We start from the raw sequence: 26,060 nt of genomic DNA, 5'->3' as shown, positions 1-26,060 counted from the left end.
TGATCAGCGCTTTGACTTGCTCGCTGAACAGAAACAAGATTATAGCGACGTTTTTATCGCGTTGCCAACTCTTTTTTCATTTCTTCGAAATATTTCTTCTCTCACGTGCACGATCGATGCGCGACATCGTCATCTCACGCGGCGAACGCTCGTCACCGAACGTCGCCACTTACACGCGACACGTCACGCCGCAATGATCGATTGCGCTTCGTCACGTTCGGAGAATGCGCCTGCACGCAGTTGAGCGCGCGCGTCTTCGAACGCACTCACGCCAGCCTTCAAACGCTTCGGATCCGACAGCACGCGACGCCATCCGCGCGCGCCCGGCACGCCTCGATACAGGCCCAGCGCGTGACGTGTGATCGCGCCGAGATACTGCCCCTTCTCCAGTTGCGACGCCGCGTATTCGATCAGCGCATCTTCCACTTCCTCACGCGACTTCACCGGCGACGCGTCACCATAAAAGCGCGCGTCGACCTCAGCGAGTACATAGGGGTTGTGATATGCCTCGCGGCCCAGCATCACGCCATCGACGTGCTGCAAGTGCAGCTCGACTTCATCGAGTGTTTTGACGCCACCGTTAATCAGGATTTCAAGCTGCGGGAACACTTGCTTGAGGCGGTAAGCATAGTCGTACTTCAGCGGAGGAATCTCGCGGTTCTCTTTCGGGCTTAGACCTTTGAGAATCGCGTTGCGCGCGTGGACGATGAAAGTCGAGCATCCGGCTTCAGCGATCTTGCCCACGAAGTCCTCGACGAACGAGAACGACTCGACGTCGTCGATGCCAATGCGATGCTTGACTGTCACCGGCACCTGCACCACGTCGCGCATCGCCTTCACGCAATCCGCGACCAACGTCGGCTCAGCCATCAGACACGCACCGAATGCGCCGCGCTGCACGCGCTCCGACGGACAGCCGCAATTCAGGTTGATCTCGTCGTACCCCCACTGCTCGCCCAACTTCGCCGCGCGCGCCAGATCCTGCGGCTCACTCCCGCCCAGTTGCAACGCGACGGGATGCTCCACAGCATCGAAATCGAGATGACGCGCGACGTCGCCGTGCAACAGCGCACCGGTCGTGACCATCTCGGTGTACAGCCACGTGTGACGCGAAAGCTGACGGTGAAAGACGCGACAGTGCTTATCCGTCCAATCCATCATCGGTGCGACGCTGACGCGGCGGGCAGGCAAGTTCATGCAAGTTCCTCAGATACGGCAAACGCCGCCTCGCGCGCCAAACACCGCTTGGGCAACTGAGACGACGTCTCTTAATAATCGAAACCCAAAGTATACGTCATGGCCTCATCGGCCGCCGGGACCGGGGGCACCGGGGAACGCACGTCCATCGTCCGACCAGCAAGCCTTCCGACAGGTTTTTCCTCACGACAGGTCGACGCACCGGGAGTACACTTTCGCCTTCCGTCGATAACAAATTAACTATTCGGCAACAGGAGACGCCATCATGGCACCGAAGGACCTCTTGCAGGCTCTGATCGTCGTACTCGCCTGGGGCGTGAACTTCGTCGTCATCAAAGTCGGCCTGCATGGCGTTCCGCCCATGTTGCTCGGCGCACTCCGATTTTTGCTTGCGGCGTTTCCCGCGATCTTCTTCGTCAAACGCCCGCAAGTGTCCCTCGGATGGCTGATCGCCTACGGTGCGACCATCTCGTTCGGCCAGTTCGCCCTCTTGTTTACTGCGATGTACGTCGGCATGCCCGCCGGACTCGCGTCGCTCGGGCTCGCTGCAATGTGCCTCGGCGAACGCTTTCGCGCGCAGAACGTCATCGGCCTGTTGATTGCGGCGGCGGGGCTCGCCGTCATCGGCATGCAAGGCGGCGGCGCCATGACACTCATCGGCTTCGTGCTGACGTTGTGCGCTTCGCTCAGTTGGGCCACCGGCAACATCGTCACGAAGAAAATCGGCAAGGTCGATCTCGTCGGACTCGTCGTGTGGGCCAGCCTGATTCCGCCGATTCCGTTCGTCCTGCTCTCGTACTGGTTCGAAGGTCCGCAGCAGATCGCACAATCGCTCGAGCACATCTCGGCGTCGTCGATCTTCGCAATCGCCTATCTCGCCTTCATCGCCACACTCGTCGGCTACTCGCTTTGGGGCCGCCTCATGACGCGCTACCCCGCCAGCCAGGTCGCTCCGTTCTCGCTGCTGGTGCCGATCATCGGACTGGCGTCGGCAGCATTGCTGCTGGACGAACAATTGACGACCCCGCAAATCGCCGGTGCCGTGCTAGTCATGACGGGTCTCGTGGTGAACGTCTTCGGCGCGAAGATCAAACAGCGTCTGCTGCCGGCGTCGCAGTAGATGCAGTAGGCGCAGGCGGCGCAACGGTTTTTGCCGTTGCAAGTCGCATATGCAAGATCGGGAACGGTCGCCCCTGACCATCGAGTTCGGAGCGTCCCGTCACCTCGAAGCCCTCGCGACGATAGAACGCCAGCGCCTGCGGATTCTGTTCGTTGACATCGACACCGACACAGTCCAACTCACGCACCGCATACGCGAGCAACGTTGCGCCGATCCCCTGTCGACGCGCCTCAGGGGCGACGAACAACATCTCCACATTGCCCGGCGACACGCCAAGAAAACCGCGAACGATGCCGTCGTCATCGCGGAACACGCGCAACGTCACCGCGCCGAGATACTCGTTGCGAATGCGTGGACGCAACCACGCAATATCGTCATCGCTCAGGAAGTCGTGCGTGGCACGCACGGACGCCTCCCAGAGTTCGGTGATAGTGTCGAATTCGTTTTCGCCGGGAGTAGAGATGCCAGACATAGAGACCCGTGGTTGGATTTCGTTAGCATGAGCGTTCGCGCTGCACCGTTTTGCAAACGATCCCTGGCGCAATCACAGGACCAAGCGCGGACATCGTGCAAAGCAGCAGCCGAAACGCAAAAAGCCTGATTTCTTGTGGAAATCAGGCTTTCGAATTTGGTTGCGGGGACAGGATTTGAACCTGTGACCTTCGGGTTATGAGCCCGACGAGCTGCCAGACTGCTCCACCCCGCGTCTGAAGAATTAGATTATATGACAATTGCCATCGCAGTGCAACATGAAGGGCCGAATATTTTTCCTGTGATGCGTTCGCCCGTCCCGCGCGCATCGTTGCAATCCGCCGTACATCGCCAATACCGGGGTTATCCCGGCACCCGGTGTGCGTCGCCGCACAGCGCGCGCCGCCGGTGATACACTCGCAGCAACCATGAACCGACGTCCTCCCATCCAATTCTGTTCCGCCTGCGGCCATACGGTCGAGTTGCGCATTCCGCCCGGTGATAACCGCGAGCGGCACGTGTGCACCAATTGCGGCACCATCCACTATCAGAACCCGCGCAACGTGCTCGGCACGGTGCCTGTGTGGGGCGATCAGGTGTTGCTGTGCAAGCGCGCCATCGAGCCGCGCCTCGGATACTGGACACTGCCCGCGGGCTTCATGGAAATCGGAGAGACGACGTCGCAAGCCGCCGCACGCGAGACGCTGGAAGAAGCTGGCGCCGTCGTCGAAGTCGGTGCGCTGTTCTCGCTGCTCAACGTACCGCACGTCAATCAGGTGCACATCTTCTATCTGGCACAGATGCGCGAGCCGCAGTTTGCCGCCGGTGAAGAGAGCCTGGAAGTCGCCCTCTTCTCTGAAGACGAAATCCCGTGGGACGACATCGCGTTCCCGACCGTCGCCAAGACACTGCGCTTCTTCTTCGAAGATCGCCGTGCGGGTGCCTTCGGCGTGCACGTCGAAGCTTCGGCAGACGCTGCCGTTCCGGGCGCGCCAGTACCCTCGCTGCCCGTTCACACGGCGCACACCGAGGACATCCTCACGCCGATGCTGCGTGTCTGAACGCACCGTCGCCCGCTGCGTCGACATCTGCGCCTGCCCTGTGATGTCGACGAAACCCCCGCAAGGTTGACGTCGTCATGGTCGTCTGGCTCGAAGCAAACGATCCCTTCCCTTCTGTAGACGAAGCGCTCGACGCATCGAGCGACGCGCCGGGATTGCTCGCGGCCGGACTCGACCTCTCACCGCAACGCCTGCTTGCCGCGTATCGGCAAGGCATCTTCCCGTGGTACTCGCAAGGCCAGCCAGTCCTCTGGTGGAGCCCCGATCCGCGCATGGTGCTGCGGCCCGAGCACTTCGTCGTCAGTCACAACTTCCGAAAATTGCTGCGCCGCGTGCTGCGCGACGACGCCTGGGAGATTCGCCTCGACGTCGACTTTCCTGCCGTCATGCAGGCGTGCGCCGAAGCGCCACGTCGCGGTCAGGACGGCACGTGGATCACCCCCGCCATCGTCAACGCCTACCGCGCGCTGCACGACGCCGGACTCGCGCACAGCGTGGAGACGTACTACGAAGGCGAGCGCGTCGGCGGCCTGTATGGTGTCGCGCTCGGGCGCATGTTCTACGGCGAATCGATGTTTGCCAAACGCACCGACGCCTCGAAAATCGCGCTGGCCGCGCTCGTCTCGTTTGCACGCACACACGCAATAGAGGTGATAGACTGCCAGCAAAGTACCGCGCACTTGGCGTCACTTGGCGGCGGTGAAATCCCGCGTCAGGCCTTTCTGGCGCATGTGCAAAAGGCGGTCGTGGCCCCCGCGCCGGTCTGGCGTCTGGACAAACAGATGCTCAGCGCACTGGCCTACGGTAACGCAGCAGACAAGGCTCACGAGGTTTCGCAGTGACCCATCCGAACGAACTGCCGCTCTCCCCGCTGTCCGCCCTTCAGTTCTACGCAACGGCGCCGTACCCCTGCAGCTATCTCGACAATCACACCGCACGCTCGCAGGTCGCCACCCCCAGCCACCTGATCAATTCGGACGTCTATAGCGAACTCGTGCGCTCCGGCTTTCGTCGTAGCGGCGTGTTCACGTACCGCCCGTATTGCGATGGCTGCCGCGCCTGCGTTCCCGTGCGTGTGCCGATCGCCCGCTTCGTCCCCAACCGCACGCAACGTCGTATCTGGAAGCGCCACGCGGCGCTTGCTGTCAACGTCTCCGGACTGCACTACACCGAAGAGCACTACCAGCTCTACATGCGCTACCAGTCGCGACGCCACGCTGGCGGCGGCATGGATCACGACAGCCGGGAGCAGTACGAGCAGTTCCTGCTGCAAAGCCGTGTGAACTCGCGTCTGGTGGAATTTCGCGAGCCGCCGGGCCATCAGGGGGCGGGCACGCTGCGCATGATCAGCATGGTCGACATCCTGAGCGACGGCCTGTCGTCGGTCTACACGTTCTTCGATCCGGATGTCGAAGGAGCGTCCTACGGCACGTACAACATCCTGTGGCAGATCGAACAGGCGCGCGCACTCGGACTGCCTCACGTCTATCTCGGCTACTGGATTCAGCAGAGCCGCAAAATGGTCTACAAGGCCAATTTCCGCCCGCTGCAAGGCCTGCTCGACGGCCAATGGCAAGACATGCCCGAGGCCATGCTCGACGCCGCCGGGCAGTCACCGGGTCAATAGTCTGCCCGCCCGTCGCACTGGCCGCGTCGCGTGAGTGCGCATCGCGCTCATCCGCCATCCGCAACTACGCAAAACAGGAGTACGCAGAGCGTAGAAAAAGACGCGCTCCGCGCCCGGGATACCGGTAAAATGGCGACTTTCCGATTCTGCCGAACCCGACATCGTGCTTGCGCCTCTCTACCCTCTGGCCCGTCGCGCCCTGTTCTGCCTTGACGCCGAACAAGCCCACCATCTGACGCTGGCTACGCTGCGCGGCGCTGCCTCGCTCGGCCTGGCCGGTCTCGTCGGTCAGACGCTCCCCGAATCGCCGCGCACGGTCATGGGTATCCGCTTCCCGAACCCCGTCGGCCTCGCGGCCGGTCTCGACAAGGACGGCAGTTGCATCGACGGTCTTGCCGCCCTCGGCTTCGGTTTCGTCGAAGTGGGCACGGTGACGCCGCGTCCGCAAGCGGGTAATCCAAAGCCGCGCATCTTCCGTCTGCCGCAAGCCGAAGCCATCATCAACCGCATGGGCTTCAACAACGGCGGCGTCGAGCAATTCCTGCAGAACGTGCAGTCCGCGCGCTACAAGGGGCCCCTGGGCCTGAACATCGGCAAGAACGCCGATACGCCCATCGAGCGCGCCGTCGACGACTATCTGATCTGCCTCGAGAAGGTTTATCCGTACGCCACCTATGTGACGGTGAACATCTCGTCGCCGAACACCAAGAACCTGCGTCAACTGCAAGGCGGCGACGAACTCGACGCCCTGCTCGGCAAGCTCAAGGACAAGCAGCGCGCGCTGTCCGACCGTCACGGCAAGTACGTGCCGATCGCCTTGAAGATTGCTCCGGATCTCGACGACGAGCAGATCAAGGTGATCGCCGGAACGCTCACGCGCCACGGCTTCGACGGCGTAATCGCAACGAACACTACGCTTTCGCGCGAGGCCGTCGCAGGCCTGCCGTACGCCAACGAAACGGGTGGACTATCGGGACGTCCGGTGTTCGACGCGTCCAACCGCGTCATCCGCGCACTAGCCACCGAGCTGGGCGGCGCACTGCCGATCATCGGTGTCGGCGGCATTCTGTCGGGTGCGGACGCACAGGCGAAGCTCGATGCAGGCGCCAGTCTGGTCCAGGTGTACAGTGGCCTGATTTACCGCGGCCCCGAGCTGGTGCGAGAATGCGTGCAAGCGCTGCGTACGGTCTGACAGGCCGAACGTCAGCGTCCCCTTCATTTGACACAGGGATAACCAGACATCATGAAATCCTGGCTCAAGACGCTTTGCCTCGTACCGCTGGCCGCCGCCGCCCTCATCGGCACGTCGCCCGCTCGCGCCGCTGACCTGCTCGACACCGTGAAGTCCGCGGGCGTGCTGAAGATCGGTATCGAAGGCACCTACCCACCGTTCAACTATCGCGACAAGTCCGGTCAGCTCGACGGTTTCGACGTCGATGTCGCCAAAGCCGTCGCTCAGCGTCTCGGCGTGAAGCCCCAGTTCGTCACGACCGAATGGAGCGGCATCATCGGCGGTCTTCAGGCAGGCAAGTTCGACGTCATCGTCAATCAGGTCGCCATCACCGACGAGCGCAAGCAGTCGCTCGACTTCAGCGAGCCCTACACGTACTCGGCGGCGCAACTGATTCGTCGCAAAGACGACAAGCGGGAGTTCAAGACGCTTGAAGATCTCAAGGGCCACAAGCTCGGCGTAAGCCTTGGCAGCAACTACGACAAGATGGCGAAGGCAGTGGCCGGTATCGACGTGCGCACCTACCCTGGCGCGCCCGAGTACCTCGCCGATCTCGCCGCAGGCCGTGTCGACGCCGCGCTCAATGACCAGTTGATGATGGCGTATCTGCTTCAGAACGCTAAGCTGCCGCTCCAGGCAGGCGCAGTGCTGCCGGGCACGAATCAGGCGGTCGGCATTCCGTTCCGCAAGGGTAATCCGGCGTTCACCAAGGCCATCGACGGCGCGCTGAACGGCATGAAGCAGGACGGCTCGCTCGCCAAGATTGCGCAGAAGTGGTTCGGCAAGGACACGTCCAAACCGGCGCAGTAATACGGTAACGACGGCGATAGAGACGATAATCGCGTCGGACTCACGGCCGGCATCACGCCCACGTTGCGGATGCCGGCCGTTGTCTATCCGTCGCAAGACATCCCCCTAAGACACTCCCCCCATGAATCCATTCGAACTCGCGGCCCAATCCTTGCCAGTGCTGTTGCAAGGCACCGTGCTTACCATCAAGTTCGCGTTGATGTCGATGGTGTTCGGTCTGGCGATCGGCATCATCGTGGCGGTCATGGGCATCGGCAAGGTGCGCGTGTTCCGGGCCATTGCGCGTGCCTACGTCAGCATCATGCGCGGCACGCCACTGCTGGTGCAGATCTTCGTCATCTATTACGGTCTGCCGGGCGTCGGCATCTCGCTTGAGCCGACGGCCGCGGGCGTGCTCACGCTCAGTCTGAACGTCGGCGCGTATCTTTCGGAGAGCATGCGCGGTGCGCTCGAAGGCATGCCGCGCGGACAATGGCTCGCCGCGTACAGTCTCGGACTCTCGTACTGGCAAACGCTGCGTTACATCATCGGGCCGCAAGCGCTGCGCATCGCTGTGCCGAGTCTCGGCAACAGCCTGATCAGCCTGATCAAGGACACATCACTGGTCTCCGTGATTACGGTGACGGAGTTGCTGCGTTCGGCACAGGAAGTCATCGCGTCGACGTATCAGCCGCTGCCGTTGTACCTCGCATGCGCCGCCATCTACTGGGTGCTGTCGACGGGACTGTCGGCATTGCAACGTCGCATTGAAAAGCGCCTTGCCCTGCCCTCACGTACCTGAGCGGAACTGAGCTAAGCCGACCAACGCCGACTTCGGTGGCACGTAAAAAAAGCTGGCACTCCGCAGGGAGGCCAGCTTTTTTATTGGCTGTCGACGCGATCAGCGCGGCGCGCGACGTTCGCGATACATCGCGCGGAAAGTCTTGCCGCTCGGCGCAGGCATCTCGCGCGTATCCGTCCATCCGCCAGCGAAGGGCAGCTTGGAAATACTCCCGCGATCGCGGCCCATACGCTTCAACGCCCACGAACCGAGGCTCGACAGCGTGGCGTACAGACGCGGTCGACGCGCAGTAAAGGCCCATGCCGCCAGCGCCGCCCGCTCGCGCCACGGACGCAGCCCCCGATCCACCTGACGCTCGCGCAACTTGCGCAGCAAATCAGAAATCGGAATCCCCACCGGACAAACGCGATTGCACTCACCACACAGGGTCGCAGCTTGCGGCAGATCGAGCGTCTTCTCCAGCCCGACGTAGCTCGGCGTGAGCACCGAACCCATCGGCCCCGGATACACCCATCCGTATGCGTGGCCGCCGATCTTCTGATACACCGGGCAGTGGTTCATGCAAGCACCGCAGCGAATGCAGCGCAGCATCTCCTGAAACGCGCTACCGATCAGACCGGAACGTCCACCGTCAACGATCACGAAGTACATGTGATCCGGCCCGTCGACCTCCCCCTCGGCACGCGTACCAGTGAGCAACGAGAAGTAGTTCGACGTGCCCTGCCCCGTGGCCGAGCGCGGCAACAGGCGCATCGCCGTGGCGAGATCCTCCAGCGTCGGCAGCACCTTCTCGATACCCGTGACAGCCACGTGCACGCGCGGCATGATCGTGCACATGCCTTCGTTGCCCTCGTTGGTCACCACCGCCACCGAACCGGTTTCTGCGATAAGGAAGTTACCGCCCGTCACGCCCATGTCCGCCGACAGGAACTGCGGACGCAGCATCTCGCGCGCTTCGCGGGTCATCAGCGGGATTTCGGTCAGACGCGGCTTCTGGTGCACACGCGCGAACAGGTCGGCGACCTCGTCCTTATCCTTGTGCACGACCGGCGCGATGATGTGCGACGGCGGCTCGTTGTCGTTGATCTGAAGAATGTACTCGCCAAGGTCGGTCTCGACCGACTGTACGCCCATATCGGCGAGCACCTTGTTAAGTTGCAGCTCTTCGGTGACCATCGATTTCGATTTGATCACCTTCTTGACGTCGTGCTTACGCGCGATCTCGGCGATCAGACGCGCTGCATCCTGCGTCGATTCGGCAAACAGGACGGTCGCGCCGCGTCGCGTGGCTTCGCGCTCGAAGATCTCCAGCCAGACGTCGAGATTCTCGATCCCGCGATTTCGACGCTCCTTGAGCGCCTCACGCGTCGACTCGAAATCGATCTCTTCCATGGCGCTCGCGCGCGCCGTCACAAACTTGGTCGAGAGCTTCTTGAGGTTGGCTTGCAGACGCTGGTCGGCAAGCTTCTGCCCGGCACGCGCCTTGAATTGCATCGATTGAACTTGCATCGCGACTCACGTGAAGTGATGACGGCCTGCGCGCGCAACGCTGTCGGCGCGCACAAGCCTGAAGGTCGGGAAGATGGCGGCGCGCTCAGGCATCGCCAGCGAGCACCTGCGCAATGTGCAGCACGCGCGTGCGCGTGTCGCCGGTACGGCGCAGTCGCCCTTCGATGTTGAGCATGCACCCGAGATCGCCCAGCACAACGGCCGGTGCGCCGCTGGCAGCAATGTTGGCGCACTTCTCATCGACGATGGCCGTCGAAATGTTGCCGTACTTGAGCGCGAAGGTCCCACCGAAACCGCAGCACGCCTGACAGTCCTTCATCTCCGTCATCTTCACGCCGGGCATTTTGGCGAGCAGCGCGCGCGGTTGCGTCTTCACGCCGAGTTCGCGCAGACCGGAGCAGGAGTCGTGATACGTCACCTCGCCGTTGTAGTCGCCGGGCACGGTGTCGACGTGCAGTACGTTGACGAGGAAGTCCGTGAGTTCATATACGCGCGGACGCAGACGCTCGTAACGGCCCATGAGTTCGGGATCGTCGGCAAAAAGATCGCCGTAATGCGCTTTGACCATGCCGCCGCATGAGCCGGACGGCACGACGACGTAATCGAACGATTCGAATTCGTCGAGGAATTTTTGGGCGAGGTCGCGAGCGATGGCGCGCTCACCCGAGTTGTAGCCCGGCTGACCACAGCAGGTCTGGGAATCGGGAATCACGACCTCGCAACCGGCTGTCTCGAGCAGCTTGAGCGTAGAAAAGCCAATCTCCGGCCGCATCATGTCGATCAGACACGTGACAAACAGTCCGACGCGCATTGGGGGAATCCTCTTTTCGGGAATAATGCGCCATTATAAGTCGCCGGGCCGTACCGGCCCAGCGTGGATTCCCGTATTCACCGCTCGCAGTCGGTGGCGCTTCACGCTCTGGGTTGCCCCGGTTTCTGCCGTGGGCGGAACGTTTCGAGCGACATGGCCCGCTCCATTGGGGCACGGGGTGGCACTTCGTCATGATCACACGCCACGGGCCTTCCCTCAGGAATCCCCGGTTGGCGAGACGATTTATCAAACAGGATCGTGTTGCGCAACGCCTCAAAATCCTTGCGCAACGTCGAGAAGTCGCCACGCAGCGACGTTGCAGTTTGCGCGAGCTCCTGCCTGATCGAACTGAATTCCCCTTTCATGCTACGCAGATCTTCTGAGTGCTGCTTTAGCGTCGCCGAATTTTGCTTTAGCGTCGCTGAATTTTGCTGGAGTGTCGCCCAGTTTTTTTGCAGTTGCTGCCACGCCAATCGGTCCTGATCGGCCTGCACCGTCGATATTTGTCCAGCTAACGTTGTGTACATAGCGGTCTCCTGATTATTAATGAACTCCTTCGTCTGATCGAGAAGGCCTTCTACGGCCTTCCAGCCCTTTTCTCTATCGAAACCTCGAATACTCCCCAAGCTCACACACCGAATCACCATGGTGACGCAAAAGCCAATGATCGCCACCACCCAGCCCGAAACGAGCAAAGCGACCCCCGAGACGATCGCCCCAGCAGCGTAGAGTCCCCCGTTGATCCCTTCACGCTTGCCGTGATGTTTCCTGTCCGGCTTCACACTTGAGCGCGCTACATCCACTGCGCGCCGCATGTGTTCGATAAACGGTGCCGTTTGCGCGCGAAACGTCATGCACCTACGCTTCAAGTCTTCCAACGCCTCCCAGTTGGCAACGACACCGTCAATCGCGTCACTCTGAAGATCACCGGTCTTTGACACGAGCGACGCATACTCGCGCAACATCGTTTGCTCGTGCTCAAGCGCCTCGCTAAGCGACGTCAGAATCGACAGCAACCGCCTGGCCGATGACGTCATGCGCTCCACACACGGTTCATCGAGCTGATCCGCGACCATCGAGCAAAAGAATCCTGGCGAATCCGGCACAGTGAGGCATCGCCAAAATGGATCCCGCAGGCCACCACGCCAGTATCCGGACGTTGCCTTGGTGTACGACTTCTCGAACGCCGATGACAGCCTGTCAACCGCATAGGTGCTCCCCCCCATGGCCAGCTGTGCGTTTCGAATTTGCGTGAGTTGCGAGGCAATTTCCTGGCGCTTCTGTGCGATAGATGCGCCCTTCTTGTACACCCTCACCGGCAGCGCCGATTGGTCGGCCGCCATCGAGAACATCGAATACCCCGAGTAACTTAAATATTCGCCATACATGCACTCCCCTCCTTGTTGGTGTCGGCCCCCTCCCTTGCTGCGACCAAGGGCGTGACATCGTCGCGGAACTGAAGTGCATGGTAATGAGGCGAACGCCCGCCCACTTTAGATTTCTGTCACCGAATGAACGCTACTCGTCACTCAACGCATGTTGTGGAGGGAGGCACCTTGTGTGTGTGGTAGCCGGTGAACGCCCGGCTTTTTACAGGAATCGTCTACCCGAAACCTGCGAATTTTTCACCATATGATATAGAATCGACGCTATACGAAACTCGGCCCTACCTCATGAAAGACGACACCAGTCAAGGCGCGGAGTCGCGCACGTCCATTCAGGTGATCGAGCGCATGATGCGTTTGCTCGACGCCCTTGCCGGACATGCCGATCCCGTGAGTCTCAAAGAGTTGGCGCAAGCCACCGAACTTCACCCGTCGACCGCGCACCGCATCCTGAACGACATGGTGGCGTGCCGCTTCGTCGATCGCTGCGATCCCGGCACCTACCGTCTCGGCATGCGCTTGCTGGAACTCGGCAATCTGGTCAAAGCGCGCCTGTCGGTGCGCGACGCCGCGCTCACGCCCATGCGCGGACTGCACCGTATTACCGGACAGACGGTCAATCTGTCAGTGCGTCAGGGCGACGAAATCGTCTATATCGAACGCGCTTACAGCGAGCGCTCCGGCATGCAGGTGGTGCGCGCTATCGGTGGTCACGCGCCGCTGCACCTCACGTCGGTCGGCAAGCTGTTCCTGGCGGCCGACGAAGCATCGCGCGTGCGCGCTTATGCCACGCGCACCGGACTCTCGGGCCACACGCGTAACAGCATCACCGATTTGCAAAAACTCGAACGCGAGCTGACGCACGTGCGCAAGTCAGGCTATGCGCGTGACAACGAAGAGCTTGAGTTAGGGGTGCGATGCATCGCTGCAGGGATCTATGACGACAGCGGCAAGCTCGTGGCAGGCCTCTCGCTCTCTGCCCCGGCAGACCGTCTGCAAGACGCCTGGCTGGCGAATCTGAACGAGACGGCGCTGCAAATCTCGTCGTCGCTCGGCTTTCATTCGCCGAACCCGGATGTGGGCGGCGGTATGTCGCACGTCGCAACGGCGGAGTGATTCGCCGCAGGGTATAGGGCGCGATCTTGTTGCGCCCTGCCGCCGACGCTCATCCCGTCGCACAAAACAAAAGGCGCTCCCGAGGGAGCGCCTTTCTTTTACATCTGCGGTGTGGCGCGAATTACAGCGCGTGTCCGTTGTTAGTCGCGACTTGAGCCGTCGGCGTTGTGCCCGCCGTACGTTGCGGCGTAGCGCCGCCGCCTTCCAGCAGCCACTTGCGAACGCGCGTGGCGTCGGCGAAGCGCGAATACTTGCCGGTCGAGTCCAGCAGAATCATGATCACCGGACGGCCTTCGACGTTGGCTTGCATCACGAGGCACTGCCCGGCTTCGTTGATGTAACCCGTCTTTTGCAGGCCGATCTCCCAGCCCGAATGACCGATCAGGTGGTTCGTGCTCACGTAGTGCAGTTCGCGACGACCGGTGTTCACATCGTAATTGCTGTCCGTCGAGAAACGACGAATCATCGGGTACTGATAAGCCGCCTTGACCATCTTCACGAGGTCACGCGCGCTCGACACGTTCTGGCTCGACAGACCCGTCGGATCGTTGAAGTGCGTGTCGTTCATGCCCAGTTGCTTCGCCTTGGCGTTCATCGCGGCGAGGAACGCCGGACGGCCACCCGGGAAGTAACGCGACAGCGCTGCGGCCGCACGGTTCTCCGACGACATCAGCGCGATATGCAGCATGTCTTCACGCGACAGACGCGAGCCGACCGACAGGCGCGAACCCGTGCCCTTCTCGTAGTCGCGATCTTCGTCGGTCACTTCCATGACGTCGGTCATCGGCACGCCGGCGTCGAGCGACACCATCGCCGTCATCAGCTTCGAGATCGAGGCGATCGGCAGCACGGCTTGCGAGTTCTTGTCGAACAGCGATTCGCCGGTGCGCTCGTCGACCACATAAGCGACCGAGGAACGCAGCGCAAGCGCGTCCGGCGTTTCATGCAGACCGAAAGCACGGCCCGTCGAGAGACGCTCCGGGGCTTGCGGCGCAAAGTTGACGGTGCGATACGACGTCACGACACGGCGCTTGCCGTTCTTGTAGACGACGCGCTTGACGGCGACCTTCTTCGCTGCGGCTCCGTCATCCTCGACGGCAGCGAGCTTACGGGCTTTGCCGCCAGCCTTGGCGCTCTTCGTTTCGCGAGCGGCAGGTGTGGCGGCAGCGCGTTTAGCACCGGATTTGGACGTGGCGACGGCTTTCGTCGCCTTGGGATTCGCGCACGCGCGTTTCTGAGCGGCAGTCTTGGCCGTCTTCGGCGAGCATTCGCTCGTCTTACCGGCGGCGTGAACGACTGCCGGGGCACCGGCGGCGAGCGAGATCGCCACGACGGCAGCACCCCAGAGACGGGAGCGGCACAGACGCGCAAGGGTGGTGATCGCGTACATAGATTGGGGGTAGCTTAAGGTTGGCAGGCAACGAGTTTGGGAGAAGTTTAGTAACTTCCGAAAAAATAAGCAATATGAATGACTTAGCTGAAATACTTAAACCGGCATCTGGCAGTTTTGTGCAGCGCAACGCGCCAAATTACACATCCGCCAAATTTTGCCAAATAACGCCAACCTCTTGATATACGTTAGGTCAAAAAGTGCGTCCACTCGTCGAGCGGCGCGCGTTCGGTAACGAGACCGTTTTCCACGGCGGCAGGGTCCGCATAGCCCATCGCCATGCCGCACACGACCATTCGGGTCTCCGGCAGATGCAGTTCCGCAGCAATGACCTGATGAAACGTGGCAAATGCCGCCTGCGGACAGGTGTCCAGACCCCGCGCCCGCGCCGCGACCATCACGCTTTGAAGGAACATGCCGTAATCCAGCCAACTCCCCTGCTCCAGATGGCGGTCGATCGTGAAGAGCAACCCGACCGGCGCGTCGAAGAACGTGAAGTTGCGAGCGTGCTGACCATGCATGCGCGCCTTGTCGGCGCGACCGATGCCCAGCAAGCCGTAAAGATCCCAGCCCACCTTGCGACGCCGCGCCTGATACGGCTCGGTCCATTCGCGCGGGTAGTACGCGTACTCCTCCTGATGCATCAACCGCTGCGCCGGATCGTTGAACGCGTCTAGCAGACGCGACGTCAACCGATTCAACGCCTGGCCGGTGAGCACATAGGTTTGCCACGGTTGGATGTTGCTGCCGGAGGGCGCTCGCGACGCCACCGACAGGATGTCCGCGATGGTGGCTTGCGGCACCGGCGTCGGCAAATAGGCTCGGATCGAACGTCGACTACGAATCGCCTCGTCGACATATTTCACGCGCAGCCCGGCGTTCTCGTTGACAGCCGAGGGATGCGTACTTTCCCCAGCAAGGTGTGTCGGCGCCGATGTCGCGGCTGGCGCGCCGTCGGCACGCGGATGGTGATGCTTCATAGCCAATACGCTCACTACAAATCGTGAATGGAAGGCGACGCCCTGCCCCGAACGATTGCGGCAGGGACGAGGCTCATGTCCTCGACGACGTCGCTGCGGCCGTCGTCGCACGCCGCTCGATGACGAGCGCGACGCCAAGGGCTGCTACGACCATACCGGCCGCGCTCAGTGGCGAGAGGGTCTCGCCGAACAACATCCACGCTATGACGGCGGTGGTCGGGGGCGTCAGATACATCAGACTGGAGACTTTGGTCGCCGCGCCATGACGGATCAGCAGGAAAAGCAGCGAAATCGCGCCGATCGACAGCGCCAGCACCGACCAGGCGAGCGCCCCGATCATCTCGAAATTCCATCGCACCTGCATCGTCTCCAGCGCCCACGCGGCGGGCAGCGTCACCACGAAGGCCGCGCCGAACTGCACGACGGTGCCCACACGCAAATCGAAATGCGCACAGAAACGCTTCTGGTAGAGCGTGCCCGCCGTAATCGCGAACAGGCTCAGCACGCACAACATTACGGCGCCAGCGCCGACGCCGCGAACGCCCACCTTGTTCGCCACCACCAGGCCGACGCCGATGAAGCCGCAAAGCAGCCCCAGCCACTGGCGACGCGACACCGGCTCGCCGACAACGCGCGCGAAAATCGCCGTCAGAAGTGGCTGAATGCCGACCACCAGCGCCGCTAATCCAGCGGGTGCGCCTTGTTTGATCGCCGCCCAGACGCCGCCGAGGTACACCGCCTGAATCAGGATGCCGGAGACAGCCAGGTGTGCGAGCAGCGGCCAGTCGATGCGTCGGTGGTGAGTCGCCGTCGTCGCAGACGCGCGCGTTACGTCACCGTCCGTCGCGACCGGACGCATCGGCCACGGCGTGCGCGTCAGCAGCGCAATCGGCAACATAACGACCAATGTGAAGCCGAAGCGCCACGCGAGGAACGTCAGCGGTTCGGCATTCGGCATGCCGTACTTCGCGACGATGAATCCGGTGCTCCAGATCAGCACGAACCACCACGGCATGGTCGCGCTCCAGATCGCCATGGCCGAGCCGGTCGATGCTATCGGTGCGTGTGCTGAACGCGATGCTGAAGTGGCCGACGAGGGCTGCGCAGGCGGAGCCGTTCGATGCTCGCTCATACGAGAACACCGCCAGCGCTTGCGTGAAATCTGCCGCGAGCGGTCCGATGGAACCGACTGGCGAGACGAATCGTGGCGAAATGCGCGGCAACCGTCTGGTCGATATCGCGACCGTACCCTCCCGCCATCGCAATCGCCACCGGCAACCCGCGCTCGGCGCAAGCCGTCAGCACACGGTGGTCACGTGCGAGCAGGCCATCGTGCGTCAGTGAAAGACGGCCGAGCCTGTCGTTTTCCAGCGGATCGGCGCCCGCAAGGTAAATGACGAGCGTCGGGGTGAATTGCGCGAACAGATCCGTCAGCGCATGACCGAGCGCGACGAGATATTCGTCGTCACCGCAACCGTCGGGCAACGCCACATCGAGGTCGCCGGTCACCTTATGAAACGGGTAATTGTGTTCGCCATGTAGCGAGAGCGTGAAGACGCTCGGATCGTGCTCGAAAATGGCTGCGGTGCCGTTGCCCTGATGCACGTCGAGGTCGATGATTGCCACGCGCGTCCCCGTCCCCAGCTCGGCTTGCATCGTTCGCGCCGCGACGGCGGCGTCATTGAAGACGCAGAAGCCCTCCCCGCGATCGGCGTAGGCATGGTGCGTACCGCCAGCCAGATTGGCCGCCACGCCGTCGCTCAACGCCGCGCGGCACGCCGCCACCGTCGCCCCAGCGGAGCGTCGGGAGCGCTCGACCATCTGCGGCGACCACGGAAACCCGATGCTGCGCTGTTCTTTCGGATCCAGCTCGCCTGCACTCACGCGGTCGACATACTCCCGCGAGTGCACTCGCCCGAGCATCACGTCATCTGCGGGCAGCGCCTCCGTCAATTCGACGTGCGGCAGCTCACCGGCGACGCGTTCGCGCAGCCGAGCGTACTTTTCCATCGGGAAACGGTGTCCGGGGGGAAGCGGCAGAACGAAGTGATCGCTGTAAAACGCTTGCATCGATGCGAGAGGCCGACGAAACGGCGCGCGAAAAAGCGTTGAATGACAGCGGCACTGGAGAACGGTAGTCGCGAGGCATTCCTCTAAACGCAGGTATGCCAGACGCAGGTGACCGCTCCGCCAGTGCCGGAACGAATCGATATTACCATCGGCCGTCGAGCGCCGCCCGAGCGCCAAAGTGGTGCAAAACCCGATGTCGGATACGGTGCAAAGCCGCACCAACACAGGATTTGCGCTTTGACGGGCGTTCGCCGCAACGCGGTGTCATCAATCCTTCACGGGATCCCAAGTCGCTGATTTTGTAAGCTTTTGTTGAATTTGTGCAACGCACAAAAATGACTTGACAGTCACAAAAATATCTCTAAACTTGCATTTGTGCGATGCACAAAAGAGATCGCACTTACTGAGAAGGCCCCAACCGTGTTTTCACCGGTATAAGGTGAGAACCAACGAGCGAACACGGAGTGGGTCGATATGTTGTGTATGACACCATAGGAGAACGCCATGTCGTTTCTGACCCCCGAGCAACTCGCCGCCGCACACAAAGCCAATCTGGAAACCCTGTTTGGTCTGACCAACAAAGCCTTTGAAGGCGTTGAAAAGCTGGTCGAACTGAACCTGCAAGCCGTGAAGGCATCGCTGGCCGAGTCCGCATCGACCGCACAAAAGGCTTTCGCTGTGAAGGACGCGCAAGAGCTGCTCGCCCTGCAAGCCAACCTGGTTCAGCCGGCTGCCGAAAAGGCACTCGCGTATGGCCGTCACCTGTATGAAATCGCTTCGTCGACGCAAGCCGAAGTGACCAAGGTGGCTGAAGCCCAACTGGCCGAAGGCTCGCAAAACGTGCAAGCGCTGTTCGACAACCTGGCCAAGAATGCCCCGGCCGGTTCGGAGTCCGCCGTTGCACTGGCCAAGTCGGCTCTGTCCGCTGCCAACAGCGCGTTCGACAGCGTCCAGAAGGCTACCAAGCAAGCCGTCGAAATCGCTGAGACGAACTTCGCTGCTGCGACGAACGTCGCCTCGAAGGCTGCGGCTCAGGCTTCGCGTGCTGCCACCGCCAAGAAGTAATCGATAGCGTCCTGCCAGTCGTTACCCGGGACGCCAACCGTTTGTCGCTGCACCCCAAGTTGTAGCAACACCCAGTTGTCTCCTCGGTACCGCAGGTACCTTTCGAACCCGGCCTTGAGCCGGGTTTTCTTTTTGTGTCGCCGCATTCGCGAACGCACGAGGCACGCCCACCCGCTTGCGACGTCCAATAAAAAACCGCCACTCCCAAGGGAATGGCGGTTTTTTGTTCCTGCGCGCTTGCGTACGCAGGATGCCGAGTGCGCAGTCTTACTTCTTGCGCGGCGGCGGAACGTCGGTGCAAACACCTTCGTAGATTTCGGCGGCCATACCGACCGACTCAGCCAACGTCGGGTGCGGGTGAATGGTCTTGCCGATATCGACAGCGTCCGCGCCCATCTCGACGGCCAGGCAAAGTTCGCCGATCAGGTCGCCCGCATGCGTGCCGACGATAGCGCCGCCGAGAATGCGGTGCGTCTCTTCGTCGAACAGCAGCTTGGTGAAACCTTCGTCGCGACCGTTTGCAATCGCGCGGCCCGATGCGGCCCACGGGAACACAGCCTTGCCGAACTTGACGCCCTCGGCCTTGAGCTGATCTTCCGTCTTACCGGCCCAAGCCACTTCCGGATCGGTGTAAGCCACCGACGGGATCTGGATCGCGTCGAAGTAAGCCTTCTCGCCATGTGCGGCTTCGGCAGCGACGTGCGCCTCGTGTACGGCCTTGTGTGCCAGCATCGGCTGACCGACGATGTCGCCGATCGCGAAGATGTTCGGTACGTTGGTGCGCATCTGGTTATCGACCGAGATGAACCCGCGATCGCCCACCACCACGCCTGCCTTCTCGGCGCTGATCTTCTTGCCGTTCGGGCTACGACCCACAGCCACCAGCACCAGGTCATAACGCTGCGGCTCTGCCGGAGCAGCTTCGCCCTCGAACTTCACGTAGATGCCGTCGGCCTTGGCTTCTGCACCCACCGTCTTGGTCTTGAGCATGACGTGACCAAAACGCTTTTCGTTCATCTTTTGCCAGACCTTGACCAGATCGCGGTCAGCGCCCTGCATCAGACCGTCGAGCATTTCGACGACGTCGATCTCCGCGCCCAGCGCGCTGTAGACCGTGGCCATTTCCAGACCGATGATGCCGCCACCGATCACCAGCATCTTCTTCGGAATCTGGCGCAGTTCAAGCGCGCCGGTCGAATCGACGATGCGCGGATCTTCCGGCAGGAACGGCAGCTTCACGGCTTGCGAGCCCGCTGCGATGATGGCCTGTGCGAACTTCACGACCTTCTTCTTGCCTTCCTTGTCGACGACTTCGACGTGATTCGCGTCGAGGAACGCACCGACGCCAGTCACGACTTCGACCTTGCGCATCTTCGCCATACCGGCCAAACCACCGGTCAGCTTGCCAACGACGCTTTCCTTGTAAGCACGCAGCTTGTCGAGATCGACCTCAGGCTTCGCGAACGAAATGCCGTGGTGACCCAGCGACTGCGCTTCTTCAAGCACGGCAGCCGTGTGCAGCAAGGCCTTCGACGGAATGCAACCCACGTTCAGGCAGACACCGCCAAGCGTTGCGTAGCGTTCGACGAGCACCGTCTTGCGCCCCAGGTCCGCGCTGCGGAATGCAGCCGAGTATCCGCCCGGGCCTGCGCCCAGCACGAGCACTTCACATTCGATGTCGGCGCTGCCGCTGTGCTTGGCAGCAACCGGGGCCGGTGCGCTCGCTGCAGCAGCAGGTGCCGCTGCCGGTGCCGGCGCTGCGGCCGGAGCGGCTGCGGGCGCGGCGGCCTTGGCGGCGCCTGCATCTTCCGCTTCCACGATGGCGATCAACGTCCCTTCGCTGGCCTTGTCGCCCACTTTGATCTTCACTTCCTTGACCGTGCCCGCCACTTCGGACGGCACTTCCATGGAAGCCTTGTCGGATTCGAGCGTGATCAGCGACGCATCCTTGGCAATCTTGTCGCCGGGCTTGATCATCACTTCGATGACGTCTACGCCCTCTGCGCCGATATCCGGCACTTTGACTTCAATGAGACTCATGCGGGGTCTCCCTGTCGCATTTATGACTTGATGGTGGTATCGATCGGAAACTCATGTACCTGAAACGGACCGGCCGAACTCTTGTCGAATTCCGCCCCCGCCTTCACGCCGGCTTCGGCGATGGCACGTGCGCTCAGATCCTGGTCGTAGAGGGCATACATGGCACCGAGCGCGAAATTGCGCCCCGAGCCGATCCCCCAGAACCGATCGAAAACAAACACTTCCCGGTAGGAATAAACCCCGTAGATCCCAGTCGGATTCGCAATCACACTCGTGATCTGCGACGACTCGTACGGGTCGTCTTCCTCTTCCTTGGTGTTGAGGAAATACTCTTCCTTGAGCTTCTGATGGACCCGGCAGAACGTGCGGAAAACTTCGTCTCGCGAATGGAGACGGCATTCATCCGCCATACCGGAAAGAATGGCGCGCATGACCGGAAAATGTGCCGTCGTGCCAGCCAGACCGACATAGGAATCCCCCACGAGAAAAACCTTGCGGTTCTCTTCGTAGGATTGCGACAGCCGGGTATCGCCGAACGTGACGAGCGAATCGGCGGCAATGGCGATTTCCCCTGCCTTCTTGACGACTACCACGGTGGTCATGATGCCCTCCCCGTCCAGAATCCTGAAGCTTGCGCGAATGCCGCCGGTGCGCTCACGCGACACCGGCGGCAAAAGCCATTACAGCATCGCGCGACGGAAGTCCGCCAACAGTTGACCCAGGTAGGCGTTGAAGCGAGCAGCTTCTGCGCCATCGATCACGCGGTGATCGTAGGACAGCGACAGCGGCAGCGTCAGTTGCGGCAGGAACTGCTGCTTACGCTCATCCCAAACCGGCTTCTGATACGAACGCGACAGACCCAGAATGGCCACTTCCGGTGCGTTGATGATCGGCGTGAAGGTCGTGCCACCGATGCCGCCGAGCGACGAAATCGAGAAGCAGCCACCTTGCATCTGATCCGGCTTAAGCTTGCCTTCGCGGGCGAGCTTTGCCAGTTCCGACGTTTCGCGAGCGATCTCGAACACACCCTTCTTGTCCGCGTCGCGAACGACCGGCACCACGAGGCCGTTCGGCGTGTCAGCAGCGAAACCGATGTGGAAGTACTGCTTGAAGACCAGATTGTCGCCGTCGAGGCTGGCGTTGAACGTCGGGAATTTCTTCAGGGCCAGCACGCAGGCCTTGATGACGAACGCAAGCATCGTGACCTTGATGCCAGCCTTTTCGTTTTCCTTGTTCAACTGCACGCGGAACGCTTCGAGTTCACCGATATCCGCTTCGTCGTTGTTCGTGACGTGCGGGATCATGACCCAGTTGCGATGCAGGTTCGCGCCGGAGATCTTCTTGATGCGCGAGAGCGCCTTCGGCTCGACCGGACCGTACTTCGCAAAATCAACCTTCGGCCACGGCAGCAGATTCAACTCGCCACCACCTGCCGGCGCTGCGCCTGCAGCGGCCGGACGGTTGCCGGAAAGCGCGCTCTTGACGAAGTTGCGCACGTCGTCGACAACCACTCGGCCCTTCGGACCCGTGCCCTTGACCTGCGTGACATCCACCCCCAGTTCGCGTGCGAACTTACGCACCGACGGGCTGGCGTGGCTGATCGGCTGGCTGCCTTGTGCTGCCACAGGCGCTGCGGCCGGTGCCGGTGCTGCCGCCGGAGCCGGTGCCGGAGCGGGCGCTGCAGCGGCGGGTGCCGGTGCGGCGGCCGGGGCTTCTGCCTTGGCGGGTGCTGCAGCCGGAGCGGCAGCCGCGCCTTCGAGCACGAGGATCAGCGAACCTTCGGAGACCTTGTCACCGACGTTCACCTTCAGTTCCTTCACCACACCTGCGGCCGGGCTCGGCACATCCATCGAGGCCTTGTCCGATTCCAGCGTCACGAGCGATTGCTCCGCGGTGACGGTGTCGCCCACCTTCACCAGCACTTCGATCACGGGCACGTCGTCATAACCACCGATATCCGGCACCTTGACGTCGATCTTGCTGGTACCGCCGCTAGCGGCCGGGGCAGCAGGCGCTGCCGAGGCGGCTGCCGGAGCAGCGGCAGGTGCAGCAGCTTGCGGTGCGGCAGCCGGAGCGGCCGTTGCAGCCGCACCATTGGCCTGTGCACCCGAGCCGTTGGCGGTCTCGAGCGTCAGAATCACAGAACCTTCGGACACTTCGTCGCCAACCTTCAGGCTCAGCGCTTTGATGACACCTGCGGCCGGGCTCGGCACGTCCATCGTGGCCTTATCCGACTCCAGCGTGATCAGGGCCTGCTCGGCGTCGATCTTGTCGCCCGCCTTCACCAGCACTTCAATTACGGGCAAGTCCTTGAAGTCACCGATATCCGGGACTTTCACTTCGATCACTTGACTCATTTTCCACAGTCTCCTCGAGGCTGCGCTTGACGTGCGGCACACGCCGGTCTGTCGCTGGGGGGCGACTCACCGGTGCGCTCACCGCACGCAGCGGCCTTTAGACGGTCATCGGGTTGGGTTTGTTCGGATCCAGGTTGTACTTGGCAATCGCCTCGGCAACCTTGCTGGCCGGCAGCGTACCTTCGTCGGCCAGCGCCTTGAGCGCAGCAACCGTGACCCAGTTACGATCCACCTCGAAGAAGTGACGCAGCTTTTCGCGCGTATCCGAACGGCCATAACCGTCGGTGCCGAGCACGACATAGCGGCCACGAACGAACGGACGGATCTGATCGGCATACGTACGAATGTAGTCGGTCGATGCGATGACCGGACCACGCGTATCGTTCAGGCACTTCTCAACGTGCGACAGGCGAGCCGTCTCGGTCGGGTGCAGCAGATTGTGGCGTGCCACGTCGTTGCCTTCGCGAGCCAGTTCCGTGAAGCTCGGGCAGCTCCACAGATCCGATTCGACGCCCCAGTCGTTCTTGAGCATTTCGGCAGCGGCGATCACTTCGTTGAAGATCGTGCCCGAACCCAGCAATTGCACGCGCGGTGCCTTGCTGTTGTCCGTGCCGCGACGGAACGCGTACATGCCCTTCAGGATGTCGTTCTCCACGCCTTCCGGCATCGCCGGGTGTGCGTAGTTTTCGTTCATCACGGTGAGGTAGTAGTACACGTCTTCCTGATCCTGCACCATACGGCGCAGACCGTCCTGAACGATCACGGCGAGTTCAAACGCGAATGTCGGATCGTACGGCAGGCAGTTCGGAATCGACGACGCCCACAGCAGCGAGTGACCGTCTTCGTGCTGGAGACCTTCGCCGTTAAGCGTCGTACGACCGGCCGTACCACCCACCAGGAAACCGCGCGCGCGCATGTCGCCAGCGGCCCAGGCCAGATCGCCGATACGCTGGAAACCGAACATCGAATAGAAGATGTAGAACGGGATCATCGTTTCGCCGTGCGTCGAATACGACGTTGCGGCAGCGATCCAGTCGCACATACCGCCGGCTTCGTTGATGCCTTCCTGCAGAATCTGACCGCTCTCAGATTCCTTGTAGAACATCAGTTGATCCTGATCTTGCGGGATGTAGCGCTGGCCGACCTGGCTCCAGATACCGATCTGGCGGAACAAGCCTTCCATACCGAACGTGCGCGACTCATCGGGCACGATCGGCACGATGCGCTGCCCCAGCGCCTTGTCCTTGAGCAACACGTTGAGAATACGCACGAACGCCATCGTCGTCGAAATCTCACGGCCTTCGGCGGTCGCCTTGAGCAGTGCATCGAATGCGTTCAGCGCGGGCACCGGCAGCGAAGCGGCCTTGGTGCGGCGTTGCGGCAGGTAGCCACCCAGTTCCATGCGGCGAGCGCGCATGTATTCCAGTTCCTTCGAACCTTCCTCGAACTTGATGTACGGCACGTCGGCGATCTGATCGTCCGAGATCGGCAGCTTGAACTGGTCGCGGAATTTCTTGAGCGACTCCACCGGCATCTTCTTCTGCTGGTGGGTGATGTTCATGGCCTGACCGGCCTCGCCCATGCCATAGCCCTTGATGGTCTTGGCCAGGATGACGGTCGGCTGACCCTTGTGCGTCGTGGCCGAGTGATAGGCTGCGTAGATCTTGTGCGGATCGTGGCCGCCACGGTTCAGCGCCCAGATGTCCTCATCCGACCAGTCGGCAACCATCGCCTTCAGTGCCGGCGTGTTGAAGAAGTTCTCGCGAACAAACGCGCCGTCCTTCGACTTGTACGTCTGATATTCGCCGTCCACGCATTCCATCATGCGCTTCATCAGCAAGCCCTGCTTGTCGCGGGCAAGCAGCGAATCCCAACGGCTGCCCCAGACCACCTTGATGACGTTCCAGCCAGCACCACGGAATTCGGATTCGAGTTCCTGGATGATCTTGCCGTTACCACGCACCGGACCGTCCAGGCGCTGCAGGTTGCAGTTGATCACGAACACGAGGTTGTCGAGCTGTTCACGCCCGGCCATGCCGATCGCACCCAGCGATTCCGGTTCATCCGTCTCGCCGTCGCCGAGGAATGCCCAGACCTTACGGCCTTCGGTCTTCACGATGTTGCGCGACTCGAGGTACTTCATGAAGCGAGCCTGATAGATCGCCATGATCGGGCCCAGACCCATCGAGACCGTCGGGAACTGCCAGAAGTCCGGCATCAGCCACGGGTGCGGGTACGACGACAGACCGCCACCGTCCACTTCCTGGCGGAAGTTCTCGAGCTGCGTCATTTCCAGACGGCCCAGCAGGAACGCGCGGCTGTACACGCCCGGCGACGAGTGGCCCTGCACGAAGATCAGATCGCCGCCATGCTTGTCGGACGGGGCGTGCCAGAAGTGGTTGAAACCAACGTCGTAGAGGGTTGCGGCCGAGGCAAACGAGGCGATGTGACCGCCGACGTTCGTGTCCTTACCGGCACGCAGCACCATCGCGATCGCATTCCAGCGGGTGTACGAGCGGATCTTGTGCTCGACGTCCTGATCGCCCGGAATACGGGCCTGCTGGTCGACGGGGATGGTGTTGATGTAGGGGGTATTTGCCGAGAAAGGCAGATGCTCGCCGTTGATGCGGGCGAATTCGATCAGCTTTTCGAGCAGGTAATGCGCGCGCTCCGGGCCTTCGGCAGCCAGCACGCCTTCGAGCGAGGCCAGCCATTCTTGCGTTTCTTGGGGATCGGCGTCCGCAGGGGATACGATCTTCAGGGCTTCTTCAGGTACGGCGGACATGGTGTCTCCTTGTCTGTCGTTAGCGGGTTGGCGTAATTGGTCGTAACCCGCTTCATGGACGGGCCTACCGGCATTTTTACCGGGGCATTGTACGAAGGTTATTCCCGCCTTCGCAAGCGAAATTTCAGATTACGATAGCAATTTTCATAATGCGGAAATCTGCTGCACTGCACATAAAATCAATGGGTTGCCGACACCATCAGATCATGATTATTGGACGTACCGATCGGTCTCAAGGGTGATTTAAGCGGCCG

General features: G+C 61.5%; 22 protein-coding genes and 1 tRNA gene. 9 read left to right on the top strand and 14 right to left on the bottom strand.

Annotation, left to right across the window (positions count from 1 at the left end; all coding sequences use genetic code 11):
* Positions 1-183: 183 nt before the first annotated feature.
* On the bottom strand, positions 184-1,197 hold the full coding sequence (dusA, locus tag ACIQWO_RS02615; RefSeq protein ID WP_402818797.1) for a tRNA dihydrouridine(20/20a) synthase DusA: 1,014 nt from the start codon (positions 1,195-1,197) through the stop codon (positions 184-186).
* 265 nt (positions 1,198-1,462) lie between these two features.
* Here dusA and ACIQWO_RS02610 point away from each other — a divergent pair, with 265 nt between their 5' ends.
* Positions 1,463-2,317, top strand: a complete 855-nt coding sequence (locus ACIQWO_RS02610) for an EamA family transporter (protein ID WP_402818794.1) — start codon at positions 1,463-1,465, stop codon at positions 2,315-2,317.
* Here ACIQWO_RS02610 and ACIQWO_RS02605 read toward each other — a convergent pair.
* Together ACIQWO_RS02605 and ACIQWO_RS02600 are read right to left on the bottom strand one after the other, a co-directional pair.
* A complete protein-coding gene (locus tag ACIQWO_RS02605; protein ID WP_402818791.1) occupies positions 2,286-2,789 on the bottom strand; it encodes a GNAT family N-acetyltransferase in 504 nt (167 codons plus the stop codon). The genes ACIQWO_RS02610 and ACIQWO_RS02605 overlap by 32 nt on opposite strands.
* Positions 2,790-2,946: 157 nt before the next feature.
* Positions 2,947-3,023 (bottom strand) — tRNA-Met (locus ACIQWO_RS02600).
* Positions 3,024-3,234: 211 nt separating this feature from the next.
* On the opposite strand from ACIQWO_RS02600, the gene ACIQWO_RS02595 reads away from it, so the two are divergent.
* The 6 genes from ACIQWO_RS02595 (at position 3,235) to ACIQWO_RS02570 (ending at position 8,298) form a co-directional block, all read left to right on the top strand.
* The gene (locus tag ACIQWO_RS02595; protein WP_402821775.1) at positions 3,235-3,849 is read left to right on the top strand and encodes an NUDIX hydrolase; all 615 of its coding nucleotides are present in this window, start codon (positions 3,235-3,237) and stop codon (positions 3,847-3,849) included.
* A gap of 77 nt (positions 3,850-3,926) precedes the next feature.
* The gene (gene aat, locus ACIQWO_RS02590; protein WP_402818788.1) at positions 3,927-4,691 is read left to right on the top strand and encodes a leucyl/phenylalanyl-tRNA--protein transferase; all 765 of its coding nucleotides are present in this window, start codon (positions 3,927-3,929) and stop codon (positions 4,689-4,691) included.
* A complete protein-coding gene (locus ACIQWO_RS02585) occupies positions 4,688-5,476 on the top strand; it encodes an arginyltransferase (protein ID WP_150664947.1) in 789 nt (262 codons plus the stop codon). Before aat ends, ACIQWO_RS02585 begins: the two co-directional genes overlap by 4 nt.
* 163 nt (positions 5,477-5,639) lie before the next feature.
* Entirely contained in the window at positions 5,640-6,668 is a 1,029-nt protein-coding gene (locus tag ACIQWO_RS02580; RefSeq protein WP_150811583.1) for a quinone-dependent dihydroorotate dehydrogenase, read from the top strand.
* Positions 6,669-6,719: 51 nt separating this feature from the next.
* Positions 6,720-7,517: a transporter substrate-binding domain-containing protein gene (locus tag ACIQWO_RS02575; RefSeq protein WP_402818782.1), complete on the top strand. Its 798-nt coding sequence runs from the start codon at positions 6,720-6,722 to the stop codon at positions 7,515-7,517.
* 121 nt (positions 7,518-7,638) lie between these two features.
* Positions 7,639-8,298 carry an amino acid ABC transporter permease gene (locus ACIQWO_RS02570; protein WP_039399031.1) on the top strand — a complete coding sequence of 220 codons (660 nt, stop codon included), beginning with the start codon at positions 7,639-7,641 and terminating at the stop codon, positions 8,296-8,298.
* A gap of 99 nt (positions 8,299-8,397) precedes the next feature.
* Here the strand turns inward: ACIQWO_RS02570 and ACIQWO_RS02565 are convergent, their stop codons facing one another.
* The 3 genes from ACIQWO_RS02565 to ACIQWO_RS02555 all read right to left on the bottom strand — a co-directional run bounded on the left by ACIQWO_RS02565 (position 8,398) and on the right by ACIQWO_RS02555 (position 12,006).
* On the bottom strand, positions 8,398-9,807 hold the full coding sequence (locus ACIQWO_RS02565) for a LutB/LldF family L-lactate oxidation iron-sulfur protein (protein WP_402818778.1): 1,410 nt from the start codon (positions 9,805-9,807) through the stop codon (positions 8,398-8,400).
* An 85-nt stretch (positions 9,808-9,892) separates the two neighbouring features.
* Complete coding sequence (locus ACIQWO_RS02560) at positions 9,893-10,618, bottom strand: (Fe-S)-binding protein (protein ID WP_039399035.1); 726 nt, start codon at positions 10,616-10,618, stop codon at positions 9,893-9,895.
* 101 nt (positions 10,619-10,719) lie between these two features.
* Positions 10,720-12,006, bottom strand: a complete 1,287-nt coding sequence (locus ACIQWO_RS02555; RefSeq protein ID WP_402818774.1) for a hypothetical protein — start codon at positions 12,004-12,006, stop codon at positions 10,720-10,722.
* A gap of 285 nt (positions 12,007-12,291) precedes the next feature.
* Here ACIQWO_RS02555 and ACIQWO_RS02550 point away from each other — a divergent pair, with 285 nt between their 5' ends.
* Complete coding sequence (locus ACIQWO_RS02550) at positions 12,292-13,119, top strand: IclR family transcriptional regulator (protein ID WP_402818771.1); 828 nt, start codon at positions 12,292-12,294, stop codon at positions 13,117-13,119.
* A gap of 121 nt (positions 13,120-13,240) precedes the next feature.
* Here the strand turns inward: ACIQWO_RS02550 and pbpG are convergent, their stop codons facing one another.
* The 4 genes from pbpG to ACIQWO_RS02530 all read right to left on the bottom strand — a co-directional run bounded on the left by pbpG (position 13,241) and on the right by ACIQWO_RS02530 (position 17,559).
* Positions 13,241-14,509: a D-alanyl-D-alanine endopeptidase gene (pbpG, locus tag ACIQWO_RS02545; protein ID WP_402818768.1), complete on the bottom strand. Its 1,269-nt coding sequence runs from the start codon at positions 14,507-14,509 to the stop codon at positions 13,241-13,243.
* A gap of 188 nt (positions 14,510-14,697) precedes the next feature.
* Positions 14,698-15,504, bottom strand: a complete 807-nt coding sequence (locus tag ACIQWO_RS02540) for a nitroreductase (RefSeq protein ID WP_402818765.1) — start codon at positions 15,502-15,504, stop codon at positions 14,698-14,700.
* Positions 15,505-15,562: 58 nt separating this feature from the next.
* Positions 15,563-16,525, bottom strand: coding sequence for a DMT family transporter (locus ACIQWO_RS02535; protein ID WP_402818762.1), 963 nt, complete (start codon positions 16,523-16,525; stop codon positions 15,563-15,565).
* Between the two features lie 92 nt (positions 16,526-16,617).
* The gene (locus tag ACIQWO_RS02530; protein WP_402818759.1) at positions 16,618-17,559 is read right to left on the bottom strand and encodes a histone deacetylase; all 942 of its coding nucleotides are present in this window, start codon (positions 17,557-17,559) and stop codon (positions 16,618-16,620) included.
* Between the two features lie 504 nt (positions 17,560-18,063).
* On the opposite strand from ACIQWO_RS02530, the gene ACIQWO_RS02525 reads away from it, so the two are divergent.
* Positions 18,064-18,624, top strand: coding sequence for a phasin family protein (locus ACIQWO_RS02525; protein ID WP_150576875.1), 561 nt, complete (start codon positions 18,064-18,066; stop codon positions 18,622-18,624).
* A gap of 267 nt (positions 18,625-18,891) precedes the next feature.
* On the opposite strand, the gene lpdA is transcribed toward ACIQWO_RS02525, so the two are convergent.
* From lpdA to aceE, 4 genes are all read right to left on the bottom strand, one after another.
* Positions 18,892-20,664, bottom strand: coding sequence for a dihydrolipoyl dehydrogenase (gene lpdA / locus ACIQWO_RS02520; RefSeq protein ID WP_402818756.1), 1,773 nt, complete (start codon positions 20,662-20,664; stop codon positions 18,892-18,894).
* A gap of 20 nt (positions 20,665-20,684) precedes the next feature.
* Positions 20,685-21,266: an MFS transporter gene (locus ACIQWO_RS02515; protein ID WP_039403532.1), complete on the bottom strand. Its 582-nt coding sequence runs from the start codon at positions 21,264-21,266 to the stop codon at positions 20,685-20,687.
* 78 nt (positions 21,267-21,344) lie between these two features.
* Positions 21,345-23,021 carry a dihydrolipoyllysine-residue acetyltransferase gene (gene aceF / locus ACIQWO_RS02510; RefSeq protein WP_402818753.1) on the bottom strand — a complete coding sequence of 559 codons (1,677 nt, stop codon included), beginning with the start codon at positions 23,019-23,021 and terminating at the stop codon, positions 21,345-21,347.
* A 97-nt stretch (positions 23,022-23,118) separates the two neighbouring features.
* Entirely contained in the window at positions 23,119-25,806 is a 2,688-nt protein-coding gene (aceE, locus tag ACIQWO_RS02505; protein WP_402818750.1) for a pyruvate dehydrogenase (acetyl-transferring), homodimeric type, read from the bottom strand.
* Between the last annotated feature and the right edge of the window lie 254 nt (positions 25,807-26,060).

It is taken from the genome of Pandoraea sp. NPDC090278, from assembly GCF_044772185.1.
Lineage (GTDB): Bacteria > Pseudomonadota > Gammaproteobacteria > Burkholderiales > Burkholderiaceae > Pandoraea.
The sequence above is the reverse complement of the archived record's forward strand: the minus strand, read 5'-3'. Positions and strand labels throughout refer to the sequence as shown.